This window comes from Halomonas campaniensis, from assembly GCF_002211105.1.
GTDB lineage: Bacteria > Pseudomonadota > Gammaproteobacteria > Pseudomonadales > Halomonadaceae > Vreelandella > Vreelandella campaniensis_A.
The window spans coordinates 33392-56650 of record NZ_JPUA01000011.1 but is presented as its reverse complement, the minus strand read 5'-3'; the positions used below and the strand labels follow the sequence as shown (position 1 = coordinate 56650).

The following is a 23259-nucleotide window of genomic DNA, read 5'->3' as shown; positions in this document are numbered from 1 at the left end:
AACACGGCGGTAGGCGCCCAGTGGCTTGGCTCAGAAAGGGCACCATTTTAGTGCATCCTTAATTTACTAAAAAGCATAAAAATATTATTTAATATTCTTATTTTGAATATGCAGCCTGAAATGAGTGATAAGCGCGGGGGGGGGGCAATTTGGATAATGGCTGGTGCCAATCAGCGATACTAACTGAATGCAGTCTGTTCAAAGCTTGCACGTGCTGTCACACCAGCATGCCATTCCTGTAACTCTGGATACTCTTCTTTCCAGTTCGCCTCTGGCAGCCTGAAGGCGAGATAATCCAGCGCCACTGCGGTGGCGATGTGACCCAGATTGATAGTTGAGGTCTGTTGTATTTCGCCAAGCTCACCGTCCAGCTGCTTTAATAGCCGCTGAATGGCCCGCGAACGCCTCTGCCCCAGCTCGCTATCATCAATCCCATTGCCGTAATGCTTTCTGGCAATCACGGTGTTGAACGCGGCATCCATCAGGTTTTGGCCAAGCCCTGCCAGGTGCAACACCTCACCCAAACTGTCTTGGGCAATCATCGGCTTGTTAGGGCTAACGCCATCCAGGTAAACGGCAATTAGCATGGATTCGCTTAGCGTGGTGCCCTCCTCCGTTACCAGCGCGGGAATACGCCCGGCGGGGTTGGCCTTTAATAGATCGGCATCGTCTGCCCAAGGGTCGCACCACTTCAGCGTGACGCTTTCCGCTAGGCCTTTTTCCAGTAAAACGATTCGCGCCAGGCGCGCATAGGGTGATGTGGTGTTCAGGTAGAGTTCCATTATTGCCTCCCTGGGTGTGATGTAGATTGCTGAGTAGTAAGGTGCGCGTGACGTTGCTGTACACCACGGCTAAGCAGCACCAACAAAAAGCCTGCTGCAAGCATGAAGCCGCTGATGGCAAATAGCGGCGCGTAGGTCTCCCATGCACCATAAAGCGCAGACATGGCATATCCCGCCAGCGCTTGGGCAGCAGCAAAAGCAGCGGTTGCCTGCCCCCAGAGCTTCTTATGGGCGGTTGGCCCTACCAACTCAGCAATGCGCCCAGAGGTGAGTGCGACAATGCCGGGGATCATCGCCCCCACCATAAAGGAGGAGACGGATTGACTGAGCAGTGCTAGCGAAAATACCGGCAGCGATACAGCGGCAGCCTTCGCCACAAAGGCAATCGCTAAGCCCCGATGCCAACCCACTCGATGCGCCAAGGCGCCCACCATCAGCGGCCCACATACGGCGCCCAAGCCGAAGATGCCCCACTGTAGGGAAGCGGCGTGATTACCCAGGGCGTTTTCCCTAGCAAGATAGTCCACCCAGAACACGGTATGGGGCACAAACCCGACCGCGTCCAGGGCATAGGCGCCGATGACCAACCACACCACTAGCTTGACTCCCGCAACGCCCTTTTGGCTATTGGCCGATGAGCTAGCTGCCGAAGGTGAGGCTACGGATAAGTGGTTAACTCCCCAGTCACCTAAAAGACCCACCGCAATGCAAAGCAACCCCAGCGTGCCCCAGGTGACCGTTAGGCTTAATTCAAGAAGCATGGGCACAATGGAGGCCGAAAGCAGCGCGCCGAGGCCAATACCGGTAAACACCATGGCACCCACACTGGCTCGCCTTTCAGGCGGCGTGGCCGCCAGCGCCAGCGAAGGGCCAATCACCATTAAAACGGCTCCGGCCATACCGGATACCAATCGCCAAAAGAAGAACCAGGCGAAACCACCCGCCCCAGCGCAAAGCATAAAGCTGAGAGCAATAGCCGCGAAGCTTGCGCCGATGACTAAGCGAGGAGAAAAACGCTCACTCAGCGAGTGGGCGGCGAGTGCGCCGATAAAGTAGCCCAGCAGGTTGGCAGCTCCAAGGTAGGCGCCTTGGCTAGCGGTGAACCAGCCCTCTTGAATAATCGCAGGCAATAGCGGCGTATAGGCGAACCGCGCAATGCCAATCCCCGCCAGGGTCGCCATTATCCCTGTCATCAGGGCGGGCAGATCGTGGGTAGTAAGTGTTCGATTCATCATGTTGTGTCCTTATTCGTGCCCCCTTTCGGGCAAGGTGGGCAGCGCGTTAGTACACAGCCAGACTACGCGTGAGGAACTATTTCTAGAAACGATTAGTTTTGATGGCTACTATCTTGTTTAAAGATAGCCTGACAGGGAGACGGCGCGTGCAATTAAAATCACTGCGACTATTCATGGCCGTGGCCGAAACCGGCAGCTTCGTGACGGCGGCCAAACAGCTGCACACGGTGCAATCCAATGTAACGGCCCACATCAAGAAACTTGAGGAAGAGTTAGGCGTACAGCTTATTCACCGTGCAGGGCGCGTTCGCCCTACCAGCGCCGGATTGGCGCTGGTGGAGTACGCCGAGCGCATGCTAACGGCCCACGATGAAGCGGTGTCGCTGTTCAAAGGCCAGGAGAAGGCGTGTGGGCGGCTGCGCATAGGCGCCATGGAGACCACGACGGCGTTGCGCCTTCCGCCGATACTGGCGGCGTACCACGCAGCGCAGCCTGACGTTGATATCCAGATAAAGACCGGGCCCACGGCTGAGCTGGTCGAGTTGTTGCTTAACGGGCAGGTGGACTGTGTCTTCGTGGCCGGGAGGCTTGAGCATGGCCGCTACCACTCGCTCAAAGCGTTTAGCGAGCAGCTTGTCTTAGTAGGCTCAACGCCTATGACGAAGATGCCCTCTTCACAAGAACTGCTGACGTCTGCTTTCTTGGCGTTTCGCCAGGGGTGCAGCTACCGCCAGCGTATCGAGCTGTTGCTGGCATCCTACGGCGTCAATGCAGGCCGAATCTTCGAGTTCGGTTCGCTGGACGCGATGCTTGGCTGCGTTGCTGCCGGGATGGGTTACACGGTGCTGCCCCGTGGGACGGTTGAAGCCCACCAGCACCGGTTCGAGATTCACACGCTGGAATTGCCCACGTCCATCGCCAATATCGATACCTATTTTGTCGCCCCCGAACCGGAGTCCTGGACACCCGCCCTGGCAAGCTTCGCTGAAACGTTACGTGACGCAGTGGTTAAGGAGAGTGCGGGGATCTAGAAGAGGAGTATCAAGGATGCATAACCACCCGACCAAACGGCTTTCCACGTTCAGCATACTCGTGGGCATCGACCGCTTTCTCCAAAGGAAAGCGCCGGTCTATAAGAACCTTGAGATTGGCGTTAGCGACATCGTCGAGCATACGATCCACCGTGGCAGCGACGTTTGGGTACCCGAATTGTGTGCCCATAAAGACGCCAAAAAGAGAGTGATTGGCCTGTAGCGCTGGCCAGAGATCCACAGTGAGCTCGCCGCCTCCCGCATTACCGACGAAAACCAGTCGCCCTTCAGGGGCCAGCGACTGAAGCGAAGTCTGCAAAGTCGATCCGACAGGATCAATAGCGAGATCAACGCCCCTGCCCTGTGTGTACTCAAACACTGCCTTAACCACGTCTTCTCTTTGATGGTCGATTACATAATCAGCGCCAAGTGATGTGAGTTTCGCAAGCCTTTCCGAGCCGCTTGAAACGGTGATGACAATAGCGCCCATCCGTTTCGCAAGTTGAATAGCGGCAATACCGACACCACCCGCACCGGCCTGTATTAAAACGGTCTCTCCACTCTGGAGTGCACCGCGCGCGAATAAGCAGTGATGTGCGGTGCCAAAGGATATGGGCAACACCGCAGCCTCAGCAATATCAACGCCATCTGGAACGAGCCAAGTCTGGCTTTCGGGAATAGCGCGTAGTGTTGCATGCGAGCCATCCAATCCGAAGCTCGTTACTCTGTCACCAACCTTGCGCGTACTCACCCCGCTACCCAATGCAACGACAACGCCTGCCGCTGCATATCCCACAATGTAATCTACTCGGGGAGGGGGCGTCATCTGGCGGTTGATTAAATCACCACCCTCTATCGAGATCGCCTGAACTTCAATGAGCACGTCAAATGCTCCGAGCTCTGGGTCAGGAACATCCGCATAGCGCAGAACCGTTGGATCTCCGCATTTGTCATAGACTGACGCTTGCATCTTAATCTCCGATTTTAAGGCACGAACATCGTCGATATCCACTGGCCTTGATAGCATAGATTTATACCGGATCAAGTCTTCCTTCAACATCAGGGGAAGCGCAAGGCCCAATAAATTGACGGTTTCATAACGATCAAAAGCTATATCGAGCGGTACCCAAGTCTGGCTGGCGGCATCTAAAATATGTGCGCCTGCGGCGTTGCCTACTTCCACCTTAATGTCTTCATACTTGAACTGGACATAGGTTAAATCCCATCCCTCTTCGCAGTAGTGCGCCGCGGGTTTGGATATGTGCGCCTGCCCTGCCTGCACCACTGTCATAAAATGCTCATCGGGGACAAACAGGTCAATATCATTCAGCGCTCGGTCAGCACCATAGCCCTTTGCGGCGAGCCCTCCGCAGATTTGAAACGGGATATGTCTATCTCTGAGTAGACCCACTATCCATTGGGCTGCTAACGGGTACATGACTGTTCCATCTTTTAGCTAAGTTTTGGTTAACCGTCGGCGAATGGATCTATTGTTGAGGACACTGCGGGCGCACGAAATGGCTAGTATCCTATTAGACGCTCGCTCAACGCGACGAGATCTTCAGCCACAAAATCCCATTCTTGCTCGGCTGTTAAATCTTTGCTCTGTTGCGGGCCATACTCTGTGCGCCGGGGTATAAACGCCGTTTTCATTCCCAGTGCACGGGCAGCCGCCAGGTCGTAATTGTGTGCTGCGCATAGCATCACCTCTTCAGGCGGTAGGCGCAGCAGGCGGCAAGCCCCTAAATAGACCTCTGGGTCAGGTTTATAGTGCTGGAATAGCTCGGCGCAAAACACCATATCCCATGGCAGTTTGGCATAACGGGCAACGTCCACCATTAACGATAAATTACCGTTGGTCAGGGTGGCGATGATGGTGTGCTCTTTCAATTTTTGAAGACCGCGCTGAACATCCGGCCATGGCTCTAATTGGTGCCAAAAGTGATTGACGCGATCAATGGTCGCTTCGTCTAGCGTAATCCCGTGTTGCTTGAGCAGTGTGACTAGGCTTTCCCGATGCAGATCATCCAATCCCGTCCACGGAATTTCGCCTTTACGCACCCGGTCCATAGAGGGCGCATAATGCTGACGCCATTGATCCGTCAGCGCTTCGCTGGGTAGCTCAATTCCCAACTCTTTTTCTAACGCCCGGAACTGGTTAATCAAACTGGAGCGCCAATCGACAATAGTGCCAAATACGTCAAAAACGATCGCTTTCATTAATTTCTCCTTGCCGCTGGATGGTCATTAATAGCCCCAATAACGTCATAGCGATCAGCAGGCCCCAGCCGAGCATAAAGCTGCCACTTATATCTAACAGCCACCCAAGGAGTGGTGGTATCGATACAATCGCCAGTTGGTTAATCGCCATGGCCAGGCCTAGCACAAAGCCGGTTTTATCAGCAGGTGCAGACTCCGCCACATAAGCCACCCAAGGGCCGTACCAGCCGAAACCAAAGAAACCCAACCAGCCCATCAAGCAACCCAGCATAAACATTGAACTGAGCGGTAACCAAACCAATACCAGCAACCCGACGATTACCGCTACCATGCACACCATGACCGGAAAATAGCGCGAGCGACAGCGGTCGCTCCAGGCCGCCAGCAAAATACGTCCGGCAACCCCAGCTCCCTGGGCTACGAATAGCAACGTCGCCGCCTGCAGCACCTCCATCTGCAAACGGCTATGCAGATAGAGCACGGTAAAAATCAAAATACCGTACTGAACCGAGATCAGACTAATACCGGACGCCATGATCTGTTTCATGACCGGTTCGCGAATCATCGCCAATCGCGATAAGACGACGTTTGTTACGCTACCTTCAGAGGCTTTTGCGACCGGCACCACGCCACCAGGGGCACGGTAAAAAAGCATAAAGACCAACGCCCCGAAGATCGCAATCAGCCCGCCCACCAGAAAAGAGGCGCGCCATCCCCAGGTGATAGCGACGGTTGGCAGCATGATCGCCGCCAGCGCCCCGCCCATGGGCAAGCCTGCCTGACGAATGCCCATAGCAAAGCCACGCTGGGATTTATCGAACCAGGCAGCTACCGATTTGCTACCGCCAGGCTGGGCGGTACTGTAGCCCGCCCCTACGATGACCAAAAACAGCAGCATGGCCCAGTAACTCTCAGCCAGTACGGTCGCGCTAAGCGCGATGCCCACGACGAGGGTGCCTCCCCCCACCACCAAACGCTCACTGAACCTGTCCAGCAACTCCCCGGCAACCAACAGCCCAACTAAAGGCACCAACTGAGCCGCCGAAACCAGCGCCCCAATCTGAAATGCGGAGAGCCCCATATCGGCCTGTATATAAACGCTGATGGCGCCGATACCCTGAACGAAGAAACACGCCGCTGCTTGAGCCAGGGTGGCTATCAGCAGAATAACCCAGCGGTAATGTCGGTTAGCGGTCATCGGTGGCACGCTTATCAGGTAAGTTCAGATTTTAGTCAGGCCTTCTTCACAAAATGGGCGGTCACCATCATGTCGCCGACGCCGTCGACTTTGCAGTCCAGTTGGTGATCCTTGCTATCCACGAGCCGCTTGATAACGGCTTTGGTGCCCACTTTGAGTACCAGTGAGCTGCCTTTGACCTTGAGGTCTTTGATCATCGTTACCTTGTCGCCTTCCGCTAACAGCGTACCGTGGGCATCTTTTACCGTCACGGTGTCTTCTGCCTCAGCCTCAGAAGGGTTCCATTCGTGGGCGCACTCGGGGCAGATGAACAGGCTTTGATCCTGATAAACGAAATCGGATTGGCAATGGGGGCAAGGTGGGCACGACATGAATGATGACTTCTGTGGCTTGGTTTAGGCTGTTTATGATACTGAGCCTGTGTACCCTTGGCGAGAATGCCTTCACGCCTGCCCAGGAAAGGAGAACCAGGATGAACAAACGTGACCTGGAAGCAACTTACCGTGATTACATCACCTGCCTCAATAATCAGGACTGGACGAGCCTAGACCAGTTCGTGCATGACGATGCCCACCACAACGGCAAGCGCCTAGGAGTGGATGGCTATCGCGCCATGCTGGAAGCCGATTACGAGCAGATACCTGATCTTCACTTCAACATTGAGCTTTTGGCCGTTGATTCACCCCATGTCGCGTGCAGGCTGCGATTCGATGTCACGCCTAAAGGCAACTTCCTGGGCTTACCTATCAATGGGCAAAAAGTGACGTTTTGCGAGAACGCGTTCTACCGCTTCCAAGATAATAAGATTCAGGAAGTCTGGTCGGTGATCGATAAGACCGCGATAGAAGCTCAACTGGATTGAGGCTCCAAATGCCACCCTTGCTCGGTTGCCATCAGGCGGTCTGTCAGGGCGAGGTTTTCCAGAAAAGCATCGTCATGGGATACCACCACTAACGCACCTTGGTAACTGCGCAGCAGGGTTTCCAGTGCCTGTGCCGATGGCAGGTCGAGGTGGTTATTGGGCTCGTCGAGCAGCAACAATTGCGGGGGCGAATCGGCGTAGAGGATGCAGGCCAGCGCCCCTTTTAGGCGCTCACCGCCGCTAAGCAGTCCGCTGGGCGTGGTGATCTTCTGCGCATCCAGGCCTAACTGGGCCAGTAGCATGCGCAGCTCACCCTCCGTTGTTGAGTGGTTAGCCAGTTGCAGCTGTTCGAGCACGGTTTTTTCCGGCTCAAGATTCTCCAGTCGCTGGTCGAGATAAGCCTTTTCTGGGGTCACCTTGCAGGTTCCGGATAATGGTTCGATCTGGCCCGCTAGCACGCGAAGCAGCGTGGATTTACCGCAGCCGTTGGGGCCTACAACCCCTATGCGCTGTTGCCCTCTCAGCAGTAAGCTAATGTGACGAGTGGCTCCCATGACGAACGGTAACTCTACCCTCTCCAATTCTGCCAAACAGCGCTTGGCGACCTGATTAACGGGTATCCCATGCAGGGTGATGTGCGCTTCGCTTTCAACCTGTTTTGCCGCTTCCCGCACGCGCTGGTTAAGCTGATCACGGCTGGCTGCCTGCTTTTGGCGCAATGAGCCGATGGAGTTCTCGCTGCGCTCTTTCTGGCCATCCAGTATTACTTTGGCCTGGTTGGCCTCCTTGCCCTGCCGATTTCCGCGGGCCTGCCGTTTCTCCTGGCGTTCACGCTGCTTACGCATCGCCCTTTCTTGGCGTTGGCGCTCTAGCTTGTGCCTATTGAGTTGGTCAATCGCATTTCGCTGCTCGTGTGCTTTCGCCTCTGCATAGAAGGTGTAGTTGCCGCCATAACTGTGCAGCCCTGAGGGGGTCAGTTCTACAATACGTTCCATGGCTTCCAGCAATTGCCGGTCATGGCTGATCACAATCAACCCACGCGGCCAGCGTTGCAGTTGTTCGATGAGTGCTTGGCGGTTTGGTCGGTCGAGATGGTTGCTTGGCTCATCAAGAATCAGGAAATCGGCATTCGAGAGCATGGCGCCCATTAAGGCAACCCGCATGGTTTCCCCACCGCTCAGTGTGCTGGCCGGTGTTGTAGCCTCAAGATAGCCCAAGCCGTTGCATTCAAGTTCATGGCGAAATCGCTGGGGCAAATCCCAACGCTCATCCACGGCCTCAAAATCCTCTATGGCAGTGCTGCCAGCCTCAATGCGCGCCAGCGCATCCAGCGTTAGTTGAATACCTGCGAGATCGGCGACAGAAGCCCCCTTCGGATGGGCCACTTGCTGGGCAAGGTAATGCACGCTGCTGGGGCGCTGACAGTCGCCGGCGGTGGGTTGCAACAGACCCGCGAGAATTTGGGCTAATACTGTTTTACCGATACCATTGCGCCCAACCAGCCCTGTTGGGCGTGCATCGAACTGCTCATGAAGGTCGGTGAAAAGCGTTCTGCCATCCGACAAAACGTAGGAGACACCTTTTAAGGTGAGAGGGGTAGTGGTCATAGTTGATTCCAGCGATGCCGAGTTCTCCCCCTGGGTCAGGGGCTAATGGAGACTGGCCGTCATTGCAACGGCGGGCATCAATGGTTCATTTGGACAACTACCTCTGTTTAGCGCTGAAAGAGCCATCATAGTACAAAAAAAGCTGGCGAACCGACAAGGGTATGACAGTCCTGATCTAGATATTTGCATTATCCCCATTCACAAACGAGTAAAGCAAAATATCGGATCGGTAGGCCCAGCCTTGGTTTGACCAGAACTGCTGGGCGGCTTCGTTCTCGGGGAGAATCATTAGGTGTGATTTCAGGATGCCTTCATGCTTTAGCGCTTCCATGCAGAGGTCTACCAACCGCATGGCGATGCCTAACCGGCGATGGGAATCCGCCACCGACAAGTGCTGAACATAGCCGCGCTTGCCATCGTGGCCCGCCATGATCGTTCCCACCAGCTTTCCTTCGACTTCTGCCACGAAGCTCAGGCCGGGGTTGCGCAGCAGGTATCGCTCAATCCCCTCTCGGGAATCGGCATCACGCAGGCGCACGCCTTCACTTTCGCTCCACAGGGCAATGGCGGCTTCGTAATCGTTGATGGTCATGGTGCGGTAGTGCATCAGGCGGCTCTCATTGGGTGGTGGTATCGTCTTGTTCATTCTGCTCGTCAGGGTGGTTGAAGTGCTCCTTCTGCTCTGCCCATTTCAGCAAGGCATCCAGCGCCGGGCAGAGCGTTTGCCCCCATTCGGTCAGGCGGTACTCCACTTTCGGCGGCACCTGGGGGTAGACCTTTCGGGCCACGATGCCATCCGCTTCCAGTTGGCGCAGCTGTTGGGCCAGCATTTTCTGGGAGATGTCAGGGATGAGTTTTTCGAAATCGGAGTAGCGCTGCACTTTTCCATCGAAGAGATGAAAGAGAATAATGAGCTTCCAGCGCCCTTCCAGCATTTTTAATACATTTTCCACATCGCTTGCGGCGGTAGTGGGCGTATAAATCTTTCTCATTGGTAAGCCACTTACCTTTTTGTGCGTTCTTGATAACGCGTAAGTCTAGGCAGAATATTCTCTCACATTACCTTGCGAGAGATGATCATCATGAGCTTGTCACTGCCAGACGCGATCACCACTTATTTCAGCATCAGCAACGGTGCGGATGACACCCACCTTGGCGATTGCTTTACCCAAGATGCCTGTGTGTTTGATGAAGGAGGGACGCACCGCGGGCGAACTGCTATTCAAGCCTGGCTGCGCGCCACCCGTGCCAAGATTGCGTATCGCGTCGAGCCGGTCAGTGTTTCCCATCAAGGCAACACGATGGTGGTTACCGCCACTGTGACCGGCAACTTCCCCGGCAGCCCGGTGCAACTTGACCACGCTTTCCAGCTTGCTGAGTCGCAAATCCAGTCATTGGAGATCCACTAATGAACTTGAACTTGAACGGGCGACGCGTATTGATCACCGGTGGTAGCAAAGGGGTTGGCGCTGCTGTGGTGTCACTCTTTCGCGAAGAAGGCGCGCAAGTACTAACAGCCGCCCGTACTCGCCCCGCTGACCTACCTGATGAGCTGTTTGTCGCCGCTGACCTGACGACGGCCGAAGGCTGTGCCACGGTGGCCGATGCGGTCAACGAACGCTTGGGCGGAGTGGATATTATCGTTCATGTGCTGGGGGGCTCCTCCTCGCCCGGCGGCGGGCTCGCTGCCCTTGGGGAGGAGGAGTGGCAGCGCGAGCTCGACATCAACCTGTTTCCTGCCGTACGGCTGGATCGCGCCCTGCTGCCAGGCATGCTGGCCCAAGGCGATGGCGTGATTATCCACGTGACCTCCATTCAGCGTGAGCTCCCCCTGCCCGAATCGACCACGGCTTACGCGGCGGCCAAGGCGGCGCTATCCACCTATAGCAAAAGCTTGTCCAAGGAAGTGTCACCCAAAGGGGTGCGCGTGGTTCGGGTATCGCCGGGCTGGATCGAGACGGAGGCCGCTGTTGCGCTGGCCGAGCGGATTGCCCAAGACGCAGGCACCGATTACGCAGGTGGCAAGCAGATCATCATGAATTCGCTGGGCGGCATCCCGATTGGCCGCCCCTCAAAACCTGCTGAAGTGGCCAACTTGATTGGGTTTCTGGCGTCACCGCTGGCGGCCACCATCACAGGTACCGAGTACGTAATCGATGGCGGTACTGTGCCTGTTGCTTGAGGGGATTAACCCCGCGTTAGACGCGAATAGCTTACAGTGAAGGCTAGCTTCGGGTAGCAAACGTCAGCAGCCTATGGCAGAAACGCCCAGACAAGGGCGCTTCTGCGTTTTTAGTGGCTTAGAAATTTAGTGACTTAGAAAGATGCCCATTCATCAGTTTCCTGCTGGCTCCCCAGAACATGGTTCTTCGGCCGTTGGGCGATCCGTGGCTGACTGGCATTGTGCCGCACTGTTGCAGGTAACGCTGCCTGATTCTGCCCAGTGGTCGCTCCCCTAAAGAATGAAACCTCCTTCAATAACGCCGCTGCCTGAATTTGCAGCGAGCGGCCTGCCGCGCTGGACTCTTCCACCAAGCTCGCATTCTCCTGGGTAACAGTGTCCATCTGAGCAATAGCCGTGTTGACTTGCTCAATCCCTTGAGACTGCTCGCGGCTGGCGGTGGCGATCTCACCCATCAGTACCGAGACACGCTGTACACCGCTGACGATATCTTCCAATGACTTGCCTGCTCGGTTGACCAGATGAGAGCCGTTATCCACTTGGCCGATACTTTCATCAACCAGCTGTTTGATCTCTTTGGCCGCATTGGCACTGCGCCCAGCCAGATTACGTACTTCGCTGGCCACTACCGCAAATCCGCGCCCCTGCTCACCCGCACGCGCCGCCTCAACCGACGCATTCAGCGCCAACAGGTTGGTTTGGAAAGCAATCTCCTCAATCAAGCCCACGATACCGGCGATTTTGCGGCTTGAGGCATTGATCCCCTCCATCGCTTTTACGGCTTGACCTGCAACCTCCCCACCAGCGTTGGCCTGCTGGCTCACGTCGTAAACGAGCTTGTCGGCTTCTGAGGCGTTGTCTGCGTTCTGCTTCACGGTAGAGGTGATTTCATCCATTGATGCCGCGGTCTCCTCAATGCTAGCGGCCTGTTGCTGAGTTCGGCTGCTCAGATCTTCAGTTCCCTGAGCAATTTCATCAGCGGCGGTATTAACGGACTCGGCGTTATTGCGCACAGACATTACTACTTGGGAGAACTTGGCTTCCATGGCTTTTAACGAATTCAGCATGTCACCGAACTCATCTCTGCAGGTAATATCGATTTGGTTATCCAGTTTGCCTTCCGCCATGGCATTGGCAAGTGCTTGCGCCTTACCCAGCGGTGCCATAATGCCGCGAATAAGCCATATCGCCAGCAGAATACCAGCAATAACCGATACCGCTATCAAACTGATGACGAAGTTACGCGTCCATGCATAGTCTTCAGACGTTTGATGATTGTATGCAGCGGCTTGAGCGGTGTTGCGGTTAATCAGTTCCTGAAGCGACGATAGCACCGCCGTGTAACCAGAACGCAACGTGGTGGTAGCTATCTCACGAGCGGCATCGAAGTCATTACCGATCATTGCCGCGTTGATGTCGTCGATACCGGCACGTAGCTCACCCAAAGAGGCGATAAAATCTTGGGCGATAGCACGCTCGACATCATCGGATACACGGCCCGGGTAGTAATCAGCCCAAGCGGTATCGATAATTGCATCGTTTTCAGCAATTTCTTGCTGGGTGGTCAAAGCAGTTGCTGGGTTCCGGTCACGTTGTTCAGCCGTTATCTTCACTCGAGTGCTGAGCAACGCTTGGTTGACTTGGCTCAAGCTCGCCAAAGTAAGCACATTTTGCTCATAGGTGTCGGTAACGGCATCGTTCGTCTTGCTGAGATTGTAGAGTCCGATCGTGCCAACCACGATCAGCATCAGGATAAAGGCGCCCAAACTCACGGAAAGCCGCAGCTTGACGCTTCGATTCAGAAATAGCATGGAGGTCATGGGGGAGGTATCTCATTAAACCCGTAGCGAGCTGCCTTGGGTTATTGAAAACACTCGCTTCACGGCTAGCACACAGTTTAAGCACGTATAGCGATCAGTCACCGTGGTAATCAACGGCACTGGATTATCGGCACGATTACAGATAAATTTAATTTCTAATGTGAAAAAATAGCCGGCTATATTACATGACCAAACACTAATATCTAACGTGGCTAAATACCGCACTTAAAATGCAGCGCAGCAGGCATGAGGCTAGATTAATGCTAGGGAGATAGGCGGAGTGGAGCGCATGCATATCAGATTTTTATCTCTTTAAACAAGGCCCTTTAGCTAGGTAGGACTCCAGCTTTAAATCTGGATTCTGCTTCGCTACATTCGCGACGTCATTGCGTGTTTCTTCTATTATCCACTCCCACACCTGCTTGGCCGCATCGCTTAGCGGCTTTTTGCGTGAGTGAACCAGGTGGCATAGCCGCTCGATCGCAATCGCTGTGGGCGTGGCGGGTAACAAGCTCCTTGATGCAATCGGGCGTTGATACAGCGTCGGAGGCACTTACTCAGTTGGAGGTCGCAAGATGAAAAATATTAACTGCTCCAAATACTTGCTTGGCTTCTCGGTAGTGCTTATTGGTACGCTTGGCGCTGGGCAAACGCTGGCCGATGGCGAAATCACGTTCGTCTCTCAGGGAGGTGCTTATCAGGAAGCGCAGACGGTGGCCATTCTCGACCCGGTTGCCAAGGCGTTGGGCATCACCATTCGTCAGGAGAGCACCTCCGACGCCTGGCCGATGATCAAGACGCAAGGCACCACCGGCCAGGCAGTATGGCACGTGGTCGATACCCCACCATTGAACTGTGTGCGTGGCGGTAACCAGGGGCTGATTGCAGAACTCGACTTCAGCCGGATTCCCAACGCCGAGTCGATGCCCGAGGCGTATAAAACACCCTACTCTGTCGCTTACGAGTTTTATTCCAGCGTACTGGCCTACAACCCGGAGGCCTTCGAGGGTAATCCGCCCCAAAGCTGGGAGGACTTCTGGAATGTGGAGGAGTATCCTGGCAACCGTGCCCTTCGCAACCACCCGCTGGGAACACTTGAAGCTGCTTTAATGGCTGATGGCGTGGCGCGAAAAGAACTTTATCCGCTGGATGTTGACCGGGCTTTCGCCAAACTTGAAGAAATCAAACCACATATCACCACTTGGTGGACTTCCGGCGGTCAGTCGGCGCAGTTGCTCTACGATGGCGAGGTGGACATGCTGATGATGTGGAATGGACGTGTTAGCGCGATCATCAATGAAGGCGCCAGCGCTGAGTTCACCTATAACGATGGTGTGTTGCAGAACACGCACCTGTGCATTATTGAAGGTGCGACCCATCAGGATACTGCCATTGAGTTCATCAACGCGGCCATCGCCCCCGAGTATCAAGCCAACCTGCCCCTGCACATCGACTACGGCCCCGGCAACCCGGCCGCTTTCGATACAGGCAAAATTCCCGATGAGCGAGCCAGGGAACTGCCGAGCTTCTCAGAAAATGCCGAGCGTCAGGTGTTGATGTCTTACGAATGGTGGGCCTCCTCTGCGGGCGAAGAAGCTGAGCGTCGCTGGCTGGCATTTATGCAACGATAAGTGGGTCATTGCCGTGGCCCACCTGTGGGTTACGGCAACGCTTGTCGATTTCCCGCTAGGAGGTATCCTTTGAAAGCGACTGACATCAACAACCATTACCTTCACGTTCTTCACCAAGATCACTCCCGCGGCTATCAGCGGCGCGAGCATGCGCTCATGCTGCTTTTGATGTCGCCCGCCATGTTGGCTGGTACTGTCACGCAAGCAGTCACCGGTATAAAAACGCTTCCCTGGTAGCTGTCACTGCCGATTAGCAATTATGTACAAGCATTCAGAACCGGTGCTGGCATAAGCTAGTGGTGTGACCAATCAGGAGGGGCGGCATGAGTAACGCGAGCCGATTTCAATTCATCAAGAGCCAGCACATGCCAACGCTGACGGTGCTTCACGCAGCGATTGAGGATTTCAGCTACGACCGCCATGCCCACGAGGAGTATGCCTTCGGCGTCACGCTGGCGGGACGTCAGGATTTCTTCAGCGGCGGGCAGTTTCATCGTAGCCCACCGGGCAACGTTATTCTGTTCAATCCAGAAGAAGTTCACGACGGCCAACCGGGCGGAGAGCGCTCACTGGATTACCTGATGGTATATGCGCATCCCGAGCAGGTTAATGCCCTGTTTGCTGATGCTCTTGGGAACGAGCACACGGCTGACTTTCGCTCAAATAACACCCTTATCCAGGACATTCGGCTACGTAATGCCATTTTGGAACTGGCCCGTTTAGTCACTTCTCACTCTGGAAGCTGTATCGATCAGGAGAATGCGCTTTATCAGGTAATCGAGCGAACCGTGCAACTCGGCGGGATTTCTCATCCCAATCAGGTGACTACTCGGCCCGATGCGCTGCTGGGCTTGGCGAAAGAGTACGTTCATGCACACCTGGCCGCCGATATCTCCCTTGATGACATCAGCCAGGCAGCACACCTATCCAAGTACCATTTCTTGCGTCTGTTCCGTCAACATTACGGCATCACCCCCCACCAATATGTGATTAATTGCCGGATTAACGCGGCTCGTTCGGCGCTAGACCTTGGCGCTTCCCTAACGGAGGTCGCTTTGCGTTATGGATTTGCCGACCTCAGCCATTTCAATCGCCGCTTTAAGCGCATTTATGGCATGACGCCCTATCAGTACCAGCGCGATATCGCACGCTAACACCTAAATACCACCATAGAGGTTTAACCATGTTAGGAATTGTCGCCTATGCTCTAGGCGCGATGTATTCGCCTGGGCCTGTGAATCTGCTTGGTTTGAATATTGGCATCAATGGGCAAGCCAGGCAGTCGGTTGGGTTTTGCCTTGGCGTGGGTACTGCGATGCTGGCGTACTTATTAGTATTGGGTTGGGCGGGTGCCGCCTGGATCGATGATGAAGCGCTCATCGTAGTGAGTGCCTTGGGCTGCGGCTATATTGTTTATCTCGCGAGCAAAATTGCCCGTTCAAGTATTGATATAAGCGAGCCAGACAACGCCCCACGGCTAGTCAGTTATCGTGATGGGCTGGTCATGCAGTTGCTTAATCCCAAAGCCATTGTGGCCACCCTGCCCATCACCACACTGCAGTTTCCTGCCGCTGGCATTCAGGGGCTTAGCTTAGTGGTTTGGGCGTTCGGGTTGGCGCTGCTGGCCGCGGGCGCCCCCGGTAGCTATATCGCGATTGGCAGCATGGTCGGCAGCCGTATTAAAAACACAGGCGTCGTTAAGGGCTTCAATTGGCTGATGGCAGCTTTGCTGGTGGCCGTGGCGCTTACCATCGGATATGAGCATGTGTGGTTACCGCTCACGCCTACCTAGCCTAGCTGCTTGATTAGGATCGCAACTCCGACCAAACCGCAAATTCGTTACCACTGGGCTCCTGAAAGTGAAAACGGCAGCCGCCGGGAAACTCGAAAATGGGCCGAATGATATTACCACCGCTCTTCTCAACCTTGTTAAGCGTTGCGTCAATGTCAGCACTATAGAAAACCAGCAATGCCCCGCCGTTTGAGGTTTGGTTACAGGCATCCGCCTGGTAGAAGCCACCATCCAACCCTTGGTTGGAAAAGGCGGTGTATTCAGGGCCGTAATCGACAAACTCCCAACCAAACGCCGCCGAGAAAAACGCTTTTGTTGCGGATAAATCTTTCGCGGCGAACTCGACGTAGTTGAGCTTTTCATGCTGGTTCATAGCCTGCTCCTTAGTTGTTTTTTTCAGACGTAGAAGCGTTACCTATTGGCCGAAGCCGATGCCTAAGCGCAGAGCTTGCAGCCCGTCGAATTCGACACTTACCTCGTCAGAGAATAAGGGATGACCCTTTACTATCAAATCCAGCGTCGCCTGTGAGCCGCGATAAGTGACGGTTACTTCGAGATTCGCGATCGTGTTAATAGGCGCCAGCACCCCATACTCAATGTTATCCACACTAACGGCAGAGAGGCCGCGGTCATCCAACTGCTGCTGAACTTCTCGTTCAACGACAACGCCGTAATAGAAGTAGATACCGGCATAGCCAAGCGCTACCAATACAACCAGTGAAAAGAGCTTTCCCATTATTTCTCTCAGTTTTATAGAATCTTAAAAGGTGACAGCGGCTTGTTGGACTGAAACCGTTGGCGCACTCTGCGGTGCGAGCATTGCCCACAGCAACTTTTCCCCTTGGGTGCTGAATACGATAACGCGGGAATGCTCCTCTCGCTTCGCCCAGCCAAGCTCCTGAATTCGGGTAAGCAGCGCACTGCCGAGCGCGCCCGCTAGATGATACCTGCGCTCGCTCCAGTCGAGACACTCCCTACAAAATGAGCGTTTTGAAGAAGCAAGCGCGTCTGTATCGATGCCAAATTGATTAAACCACACCCTTCCCTGCTCAGTGAGCTGTAGCCCTCCCGGGTGTTGATAAAGGATATTCGTTCGCAGCATCTGCTCATACACTGAAACACCCAACTCCCCGGCAAGGTGGTCGTAACAGATACGGGCCTTGCGCAGGGCGGGATCGCGTGGCCCGGTAACAAGGCGGTTCCCCTCACTGCGGCAAGCGAGATCCATCAGCGACTCCAGGAGACTGGTCACCTCAGGCCCCATCAACCGGAAATAGCGGTGACGGCCCTGCTGCTCCACCGTGATCAGCCCTGCATCCAGCAGCTTGCCAAGGTGAAAACTGATGGTCTGCTTGGTAACACCAGCCGTATTCGCCAGTTCGGTCGCCGTCAGCGCACGACCTGACATCAGGGCGGAGAGAACCTCCGCCCGGGCGTTATCGCCGATAAGCGCTGCAACGCGCACAATGTTAGGGCCTTCACTCATGGTTCGATTCTAGTCGAACCACCAGGGGGCGACAACGCGGTATCGTCCTAGCTACCGTTCAAAGGAGATACCCCCATGAGCATTACCTGCTTTATCCGCTATGAGATTGATCCCTTCCAACGTGACGCCTTCAAGGCGTACGCCAAGAATTGGGGGCAAATCATACCCCGCTGCGGTGGCCACCTTATCGGTTATTTTCTTCCCTACGAGGGCACTAATAATATTGCCTGGGGGCTAATCGCATTCGATAGCCTGGCTACCTATGAGGCCTACCGCGCCCGACTGAAGTCTGACCAAGGCGGTCACGCGAACTTCACCATGGCTCAAGAGAAGAAGTTTATTCTCAAGGAGGAGCGCAGTTTCGTTGAGGTGGTGGACGGCACACTGGGCGTTGAATCTATCTATCCTTGGAGTGTTTTATGATCGCCGTGATATTTGAAGTGCTACCGCATTCGGATCGGAAACAGGACTACCTGGACGCTGCCAGCGCACTGCGTCAACATTTAGAAGATATCGACGGTTTTATATCGATAGAGCGGTTCGAAAGCCTTACGCACCCTGGAAAAATCCTGTCGCTCTCCCTTGGCGGGACGAAAAAGCCGTGAAGCAGTGGCGAACGTTTGAACCTCACCGATCCGTCCAGACAGCGGGCCGACAGGATATCTTTGCCGACTACCGGCTCCGCGTCGCTTCCGTCATCCGGGACTACGGAATGAATGACCGCCGCGAGGCACCGAAGGATTCGCTTGACGTGCACCCATCATAAATCGGGCGGGCTAGCCCAATGGGCAGCTGTCTTCGATAGGTAAATTGGTCACTAGCGAGGCGTCGAGTGCGCCTCCGTTTATAGCGCAAATCACAATGCAGGCTTCAGTGCCGCCTGCAGTGATCGCGAGTTCACCATCCGCATTCCAGCCGCCGCTTTTACCGCAGGTTTGCCAGCCGCCTGTGTTGGAGATGTGGTTTGCAAGCAGCACTGGAAACTGATGATGTTTCGCCATGGCCGCGAGTAGCTGCGCATCGGTCTCGTAACCTGCTTCAGAGATCAGCGCGCTGGCGATATATACGTCTGCTTGCTGGGCGGCAGCCGCTTCTGAGTGGACAGGATTAGCGAAGTCTGCACAAATAGCCAAGGCTATTCGAGTACCATTAACCGTAAATAGATAGCTTGCATTGCCTGTCGAACAGTAAACCTCTTCCCCTTCGTGCAGGTACTGCTTTGCGTAGAACGCTCGCTCGCCGTTGGGGAAGCAGATTACGGCCCCTATCTGCGGTTTTCTGCCTTCGCTAACGAGCGGGCAGCCTGCTATCACGACTATATTATTCGCCGCTGCGGCATCGTAAAGCGTGCTGAATACCTCTGAATCTTTCGGCATCGCTAGCTGTTCTAACAGCTCAAGCTCGTAGCCGGTCAGCGAAAGCTCAGGGAACACCACTACATCAGCCCTTCGCGTGGCAGCTTGCTGAATATAGGTAAGGTGCGTTTCAAGATTCTCGGCCACTGCACCTTTTACTACGGGTAGTTGAGCGAGTGCGATAGTGACGCTGCTTGTGCCTCTGGGTTTCATTTCAACACGCCTCGCATACAAATATTTTGTTCACTTCATCCCTGAGCCCAAAAGCGCTATCACTCTTTTTTAAACAATAGTAACCCTACTCCTGCGCTAGCCAATAAGCCTGCGCAGCCGCGGTTGAATAAACGACGCATGGCGGGGCGTGAAAACCAGTGGCTTAAAAAGCTGCCTGCATAGGCGTAACCGGCAATCGCTACCCATTCCAGCAGCAAAAACAGCGCACCTAGTACTATAAATTGCTGCCCTACATTGCCGCTGGGCTCCACAAACTGCGGTAGGAATGCGGTAAAAATCAGGATGGCTTTTGGGTTGCCGGCGGCAAGCAGGAACTCTTGTCGCGCCAGCTCAGACAGGCTCTTAGGCTGGGTGTCTCCGCCATCGCTTTCAGCGCTGTCGGCACCCCATAATTGATACGCCAGCCATAACAGATAGAGGCCACCAATTACCTTGATGACCAGGAAAATCTTTTCAGAGGTGTAAAGCAGCGTCGCCAAACCGGTAGCAGCCAGCGTAATCATGCCAACAAAGGCTGCCAGCCGCCCAATACCTGCGAGACAAGCGGCCCTAACGCCATAGCGCTTGGCATTGGCCAGTGACAGCAGATTATTAGGCCCCGGCGCCATATTGAGAGCGAAGCAGGCCGGAATAAACAGCAGCAGCGTGGTCAGGTTCATGAAAATCGCCTCTCTCGGATCTCAGCAAAGCCCTTCATTAGCATTAGACTGTATGCCCAAGTGCTTAGATTAGCTGCTCACGAAGGCTTGGCTCAATCTTTGATACCCAACAGAGGCGATACCTTTCCCAACAACAGTGTTAATCGGTAAGGGACGAAGCCTGTGCCCTTATCAGCAAACTTGCGGCTCACTCACCTCCCGGCACGCCCTGACGCTTTCCGCCAGTTCACTTACCAGGCCATGCACACGCTCCACGGCTTCATCAGGCGTGTTGGCATTTTCGATACAGTCGACGAGTGCAGAGCCGACGACGACTGCATCGCTGAAGCGGCCAATGGTGGCGGCTTGTTCGGCGGTACGGATGCCAAAACCCACTGCGATAGGCAGTTCAGTATGTTCACGAAGCCCGGCTACTGCGTCTTCCAACCGTTCTGGCGTGGGTGCACTGCCTCCGGTGACGCCTGCCACGGAAACGTAGTAGATAAACCCAGAGGCGTTCGCCAGCACCTTGGGCAGGCGTTTGGCATCGGTGGTCGGCGTGGCCAGACGGATAAAATCAATGCTGTGTTGGGCCGCTGGCTGGCAGAGCTCCTCGTCGTGCTCGGGCGGCAGGTCTACCACGATTAGGCCGTCTACTCCGGCCTTGGCGGCATCGGTCAAGAAGCGCTCGACGCCGTAGCAGTAAATGGGGTTGTAGTAGCCCATCAGCACAATGGGCGTAGTACTGTCTTCTTCACGGAAACGGCGCACCATTTCCAGCGTTTTGGCTTGTGTCTGGCCTTTATTCAAGGCACGCAGCGCGGCTTTTTGAATGGCGGGGCCATCGGCCATTGGGTCGCTGAACGGCATGCCGAGTTCGATGATATCCACCCCCGCTTTTGGCAACCCGTGCAACAGGCGTTGGGAGGTGTCGGCATCAGGGTCGCCGGCGGTCAGGTAGCTAACCAGCGCCGGGCGGTTTTGCTGCTTGAGTACGGCAAAGCATCTTTCAAGACGAGACGTGTTTTTCATGGCCTGATTCATAACATCGTTCATTGCGTTGTCCTGTATCGCGCTCATAAATTTTTCACTCCGAATTTATCGCCCAAGTGATGGGCCACGCTCATCATGTCCTTGTCACCACGGCCGCTGAGGTTGACCACCATCAAGTGCTCGCGGGGTAGGCTTGGGGCACGCTTGCCCACTTCGGCCAGGGCATGGGCGGTCTCCAGGGCGGGAATAATGCCCTCCTGGCGGCAGCAGACCTGGAAGGCTTCCAGCGCTTCGTCGTCAGTGGCAGAGACGTACTCAACCCGACCCTGTTCGTGCAACCATGCGTGCTCAGGCCCGATTCCGGGATAGTCCAGCCCGGCGGAAATCGAGTGAGCGTCGATAATCTGACCATCTTCGTTTTGCAGCAGATAGGTGCGGTTGCCGTGCAGCACACCGGGGGTGCCGCCGTTCAGGCTGGCCGCATGTAGGCCGCTTTTAACGCCCTTGCCACCCGCCTCCACGCCAATCATCTTCACATCAAGGTCATCAAGGAACGGGTGAAACAGCCCCATGGCGTTTGAACCACCGCCAATGCAGGCCACCAGCGAATCCGGCAGGCGGCCGTGCTTTTCGAGCATTTGCGTGCGGGTTTCGTGTCCGATTACCGCCTGAAAATCACGCACCATCGCGGGGTACGGGTGTGGCCCCGCCACGGTGCCAATGATGTAGAAGGTGTCGTCAACGTTCGTTACCCAGTCGCGCAGCGCTTCGTTCATGGCGTCTTTGAGCGTGCCGGTGCCCGAGGTAACGGGGATTACCTCCGCACCCAACAGCTTCATGCGGAATACGTTGGGTTGCTGACGCTCTATGTCGGTGGCGCCCATGTAGATGACACAAGGCAAACCAAAGCGGGCCGCAACTGTCGCGGTGGCAACGCCGTGCATGCCCGCACCGGTTTCCGCGATGATGCGCTTCTTGCCCATCTGCTTGGCCAGCAGTACCTGGCCAATGCAGTTGTTAATCTTGTGGGCGCCGGTGTGGTTGAGCTCTTCACGCTTTAAATAGATGCTCGCCCCGCCAAAGTGCTCAGTCAGCCGTTCGGCGAAGTAGAGCGGGCTGGGCCGTCCAACGTAGTCCCCTTGAAAATAGGCCAGCTGGCGCTGGAATTCGGGGTCGTTCTTAGCGATGGCGTATTCATCTTGCAGCTCTAGAATCAGCGGCATCAGCGTTTCAGCAACAAAGCGGCCGCCAAAGCTGCCAAATAATCCGTTGGCGTCGGGCAGGCTCTTGGATACGTCTACAGGTTGATTCATCACGACCTCTGAATGCGTTATCAAACAATGCAATGAAAGTAGCGCAAGCAGACCGAGATAAAAATCGATAAGATGTCATCAACATGTGAGCTGGAGTCACGTATTAATGCAAAACAGCATGCCACCGCTTAGCGCCTTGCGCGCCTTTGAAGCCACCGCCCGGTTGGGTAGCGTGACTGCCGCTGCCGAGGAGCTAAGCGTTACTCACGGCGCTGTTAGCCGCCAACTAAAGAGCTTGGATGACCATTTTGGCGTGGCGCTTTTTGCCAAAGCGGGCCGAGGCATTGCGCTTACGCCGCATGGTGAGAAGCTTCAAAACGGAGTGGGTGAGGCGTTCGCCCGCCTCAAGGATAGTTGCGCCGCGCTCAAGCGTGATATGGAGGAGGCGCCCTTCACCCTCGCCTGCCCCGGCAGCCTGCTGGCGCGCTGGCTGATTCCCCGTCTTGATCGCCTGCACCGCGAACTGCCAGAGCTGAAACTGAAAGTGGTCGTCAGCGAAACTGAGCAACCCGGCATACAGAGCGACGCCAGCGCTACCCTGGCATTTTCCGAACCACCCTGGCCTGCAGACGTAGAGGTATTCGAGCTAATGCCGGAACAGATCTGCGCGGTAGTAAGTCCCCAGTTGATGGCCCACATCCACGCCACCAAGCCAGAAACACTATTTGCCAACAAGCTGCTGTACACCGCTTCCCGCCCCCAGGCATGGCCGCAGTGGGCCAACGCTCATGGGCTTGAACTCGCTCAGCTTGAAGGGGCGTTAAGCAAAGGCCAGGGATTTGAGCACCTTTACTACTTGATGGAAGCGGCAGTGGCGGGCCTGGGTATCGCCATCGCGCCGCGGCTATTGGTGGAAGACGATCTGAGGAGTGGTAGGTTG

28 protein-coding genes are annotated in these 23259 nt (G+C 55.2%); 11 read left to right on the top strand and 17 right to left on the bottom strand.

Annotated features, from left to right (window positions below; translation table 11 throughout):
* Positions 1 to 179 precede the first annotated feature (179 nt).
* The gene (locus JI62_RS04565; protein WP_088699032.1) at positions 180 to 782 is read right to left on the bottom strand and encodes a glutathione S-transferase N-terminal domain-containing protein; all 603 of its coding nucleotides are present in this window, start codon (positions 780 to 782) and stop codon (positions 180 to 182) included.
* A complete protein-coding gene (locus tag JI62_RS04560; RefSeq protein WP_088699117.1) occupies positions 782 to 2014 on the bottom strand; it encodes a YbfB/YjiJ family MFS transporter in 1233 nt (410 codons plus the stop codon). The genes JI62_RS04565 and JI62_RS04560 overlap by 1 nt, the downstream gene beginning before the upstream one ends.
* A 149-nt stretch (positions 2015 to 2163) precedes the next feature.
* Between JI62_RS04560 and JI62_RS04555 the strand changes: the two genes are divergently transcribed.
* Positions 2164 to 3048, top strand: a complete 885-nt coding sequence (locus tag JI62_RS04555; RefSeq protein ID WP_088699031.1) for a LysR family transcriptional regulator — start codon at positions 2164 to 2166, stop codon at positions 3046 to 3048.
* A gap of 10 nt (positions 3049 to 3058) precedes the next feature.
* On the opposite strand, the gene JI62_RS04550 is transcribed toward JI62_RS04555, so the two are convergent.
* The 4 genes from JI62_RS04550 to JI62_RS04530 form a co-directional block, all read right to left on the bottom strand.
* A complete protein-coding gene (locus JI62_RS04550) occupies positions 3059 to 4486 on the bottom strand; it encodes a quinone oxidoreductase family protein (protein WP_240513133.1) in 1428 nt (475 codons plus the stop codon).
* 83 nt (positions 4487 to 4569) lie between these two features.
* Positions 4570 to 5268, bottom strand: coding sequence for a haloacid dehalogenase type II (locus JI62_RS04540; RefSeq protein WP_088699030.1), 699 nt, complete (start codon positions 5266 to 5268; stop codon positions 4570 to 4572).
* Entirely contained in the window at positions 5249 to 6466 is a 1218-nt protein-coding gene (locus JI62_RS04535; protein ID WP_088699029.1) for an MFS transporter, read from the bottom strand. The genes JI62_RS04540 and JI62_RS04535 overlap by 20 nt, the downstream gene beginning before the upstream one ends.
* Positions 6467 to 6501: 35 nt before the next feature.
* The gene (locus tag JI62_RS04530) at positions 6502 to 6837 is read right to left on the bottom strand and encodes a zinc ribbon domain-containing protein YjdM (RefSeq protein ID WP_088699028.1); all 336 of its coding nucleotides are present in this window, start codon (positions 6835 to 6837) and stop codon (positions 6502 to 6504) included.
* A 101-nt stretch (positions 6838 to 6938) separates the two neighbouring features.
* On the opposite strand from JI62_RS04530, the gene JI62_RS04525 reads away from it, so the two are divergent.
* Positions 6939 to 7328, top strand: a complete 390-nt coding sequence (locus JI62_RS04525; RefSeq protein WP_088699027.1) for an ester cyclase — start codon at positions 6939 to 6941, stop codon at positions 7326 to 7328.
* Here the strand turns inward: JI62_RS04525 and JI62_RS04520 are convergent.
* The 3 genes from JI62_RS04520 to JI62_RS04510 all read right to left on the bottom strand — a co-directional run bounded on the left by JI62_RS04520 (position 7316) and on the right by JI62_RS04510 (position 9927).
* Positions 7316 to 8935 (bottom strand): ABC-F family ATP-binding cassette domain-containing protein, encoded by a 1620-nt coding sequence (locus JI62_RS04520; protein WP_088699026.1) that lies wholly within the window; start codon positions 8933 to 8935, stop codon positions 7316 to 7318. The two genes, JI62_RS04525 and JI62_RS04520, sit on opposite strands and share 13 nt — an antisense overlap.
* A gap of 175 nt (positions 8936 to 9110) precedes the next feature.
* Positions 9111 to 9581 (bottom strand): GNAT family N-acetyltransferase, encoded by a 471-nt coding sequence (locus JI62_RS04515; protein WP_240513132.1) that lies wholly within the window; start codon positions 9579 to 9581, stop codon positions 9111 to 9113.
* Positions 9553 to 9927, bottom strand: a complete 375-nt coding sequence (locus tag JI62_RS04510) for a winged helix-turn-helix transcriptional regulator (protein WP_088699024.1) — start codon at positions 9925 to 9927, stop codon at positions 9553 to 9555. Before JI62_RS04510 ends, JI62_RS04515 begins: the two co-directional genes overlap by 29 nt.
* Positions 9928 to 10017: 90 nt before the next feature.
* On the opposite strand from JI62_RS04510, the gene JI62_RS04505 reads away from it, so the two are divergent.
* Positions 10018 to 10344 carry a nuclear transport factor 2 family protein gene (locus tag JI62_RS04505; protein WP_088699023.1) on the top strand — a complete coding sequence of 109 codons (327 nt, stop codon included), beginning with the start codon at positions 10018 to 10020 and terminating at the stop codon, positions 10342 to 10344.
* Positions 10344 to 11117 (top strand): SDR family oxidoreductase, encoded by a 774-nt coding sequence (locus JI62_RS04500; RefSeq protein WP_088699022.1) that lies wholly within the window; start codon positions 10344 to 10346, stop codon positions 11115 to 11117. Before JI62_RS04505 ends, JI62_RS04500 begins: the two co-directional genes overlap by 1 nt.
* 134 nt (positions 11118 to 11251) lie before the next feature.
* On the opposite strand, the gene JI62_RS04495 is transcribed toward JI62_RS04500, so the two are convergent.
* Positions 11252 to 12937, bottom strand: coding sequence for a methyl-accepting chemotaxis protein (locus JI62_RS04495; RefSeq protein ID WP_240513131.1), 1686 nt, complete (start codon positions 12935 to 12937; stop codon positions 11252 to 11254).
* Between the two features lie 575 nt (positions 12938 to 13512).
* Here JI62_RS04495 and JI62_RS04490 point away from each other — a divergent pair.
* The 4 genes from JI62_RS04490 (at position 13513) to JI62_RS04480 (ending at position 16360) form a co-directional block, all read left to right on the top strand.
* Complete coding sequence (locus tag JI62_RS04490; RefSeq protein ID WP_088699021.1) at positions 13513 to 14568, top strand: ABC transporter substrate-binding protein; 1056 nt, start codon at positions 13513 to 13515, stop codon at positions 14566 to 14568.
* Between the two features lie 69 nt (positions 14569 to 14637).
* Positions 14638 to 14805, top strand: a complete 168-nt coding sequence (locus tag JI62_RS22570; RefSeq protein WP_170938474.1) for a hypothetical protein — start codon at positions 14638 to 14640, stop codon at positions 14803 to 14805.
* Positions 14806 to 14891: 86 nt separating this feature from the next.
* Positions 14892 to 15722 carry a helix-turn-helix transcriptional regulator gene (locus tag JI62_RS04485; RefSeq protein WP_088699020.1) on the top strand — a complete coding sequence of 277 codons (831 nt, stop codon included), beginning with the start codon at positions 14892 to 14894 and terminating at the stop codon, positions 15720 to 15722.
* Positions 15723 to 15751: 29 nt separating this feature from the next.
* Complete coding sequence (locus tag JI62_RS04480; protein ID WP_088699019.1) at positions 15752 to 16360, top strand: LysE family translocator; 609 nt, start codon at positions 15752 to 15754, stop codon at positions 16358 to 16360.
* A 13-nt stretch (positions 16361 to 16373) separates the two neighbouring features.
* Here JI62_RS04480 and JI62_RS04475 read toward each other — a convergent pair whose 3' ends face one another.
* Genes JI62_RS04475 through JI62_RS04465 form a run of 3 tightly spaced genes read right to left on the bottom strand, consistent with a single transcriptional unit; the run spans position 16374 to position 17846 of the window.
* Entirely contained in the window at positions 16374 to 16733 is a 360-nt protein-coding gene (locus tag JI62_RS04475) for a VOC family protein (protein WP_088699018.1), read from the bottom strand.
* Positions 16734 to 16775: 42 nt separating this feature from the next.
* On the bottom strand, positions 16776 to 17096 hold the full coding sequence (locus JI62_RS04470; RefSeq protein ID WP_088699017.1) for a hypothetical protein: 321 nt from the start codon (positions 17094 to 17096) through the stop codon (positions 16776 to 16778).
* 24 nt (positions 17097 to 17120) lie between these two features.
* On the bottom strand, positions 17121 to 17846 hold the full coding sequence (locus JI62_RS04465; protein ID WP_088699016.1) for an ArsR/SmtB family transcription factor: 726 nt from the start codon (positions 17844 to 17846) through the stop codon (positions 17121 to 17123).
* A 75-nt stretch (positions 17847 to 17921) separates the two neighbouring features.
* On the opposite strand from JI62_RS04465, the gene JI62_RS04460 reads away from it, so the two are divergent.
* Complete coding sequence (locus JI62_RS04460) at positions 17922 to 18269, top strand: NIPSNAP family protein (RefSeq protein WP_088699015.1); 348 nt, start codon at positions 17922 to 17924, stop codon at positions 18267 to 18269.
* Positions 18266 to 18451 (top strand): antibiotic biosynthesis monooxygenase family protein, encoded by a 186-nt coding sequence (locus tag JI62_RS22825; protein ID WP_240513130.1) that lies wholly within the window; start codon positions 18266 to 18268, stop codon positions 18449 to 18451. Before JI62_RS04460 ends, JI62_RS22825 begins: the two co-directional genes overlap by 4 nt.
* A 171-nt stretch (positions 18452 to 18622) precedes the next feature.
* Here the strand turns inward: JI62_RS22825 and JI62_RS04450 are convergent, their stop codons facing one another.
* From JI62_RS04450 to trpB, 4 genes are all read right to left on the bottom strand, one after another.
* Positions 18623 to 19414 carry a carbon-nitrogen hydrolase family protein gene (locus tag JI62_RS04450; RefSeq protein WP_088699014.1) on the bottom strand — a complete coding sequence of 264 codons (792 nt, stop codon included), beginning with the start codon at positions 19412 to 19414 and terminating at the stop codon, positions 18623 to 18625.
* Between the two features lie 59 nt (positions 19415 to 19473).
* Positions 19474 to 20094, bottom strand: coding sequence for a LysE family translocator (locus JI62_RS04445; RefSeq protein ID WP_088699013.1), 621 nt, complete (start codon positions 20092 to 20094; stop codon positions 19474 to 19476).
* A gap of 171 nt (positions 20095 to 20265) precedes the next feature.
* Positions 20266 to 21105 carry a tryptophan synthase subunit alpha gene (gene trpA / locus JI62_RS04440; RefSeq protein WP_088699114.1) on the bottom strand — a complete coding sequence of 280 codons (840 nt, stop codon included), beginning with the start codon at positions 21103 to 21105 and terminating at the stop codon, positions 20266 to 20268.
* A gap of 44 nt (positions 21106 to 21149) precedes the next feature.
* On the bottom strand, positions 21150 to 22379 hold the full coding sequence (trpB, locus tag JI62_RS04435; RefSeq protein ID WP_088699012.1) for a tryptophan synthase subunit beta: 1230 nt from the start codon (positions 22377 to 22379) through the stop codon (positions 21150 to 21152).
* A gap of 106 nt (positions 22380 to 22485) precedes the next feature.
* On the opposite strand from trpB, the gene JI62_RS04430 reads away from it, so the two are divergent.
* Positions 22486 to 23259 (top strand): LysR family transcriptional regulator (locus tag JI62_RS04430; RefSeq protein WP_240513129.1); only part of this gene is annotated, 774 nt, incomplete at its 3' end.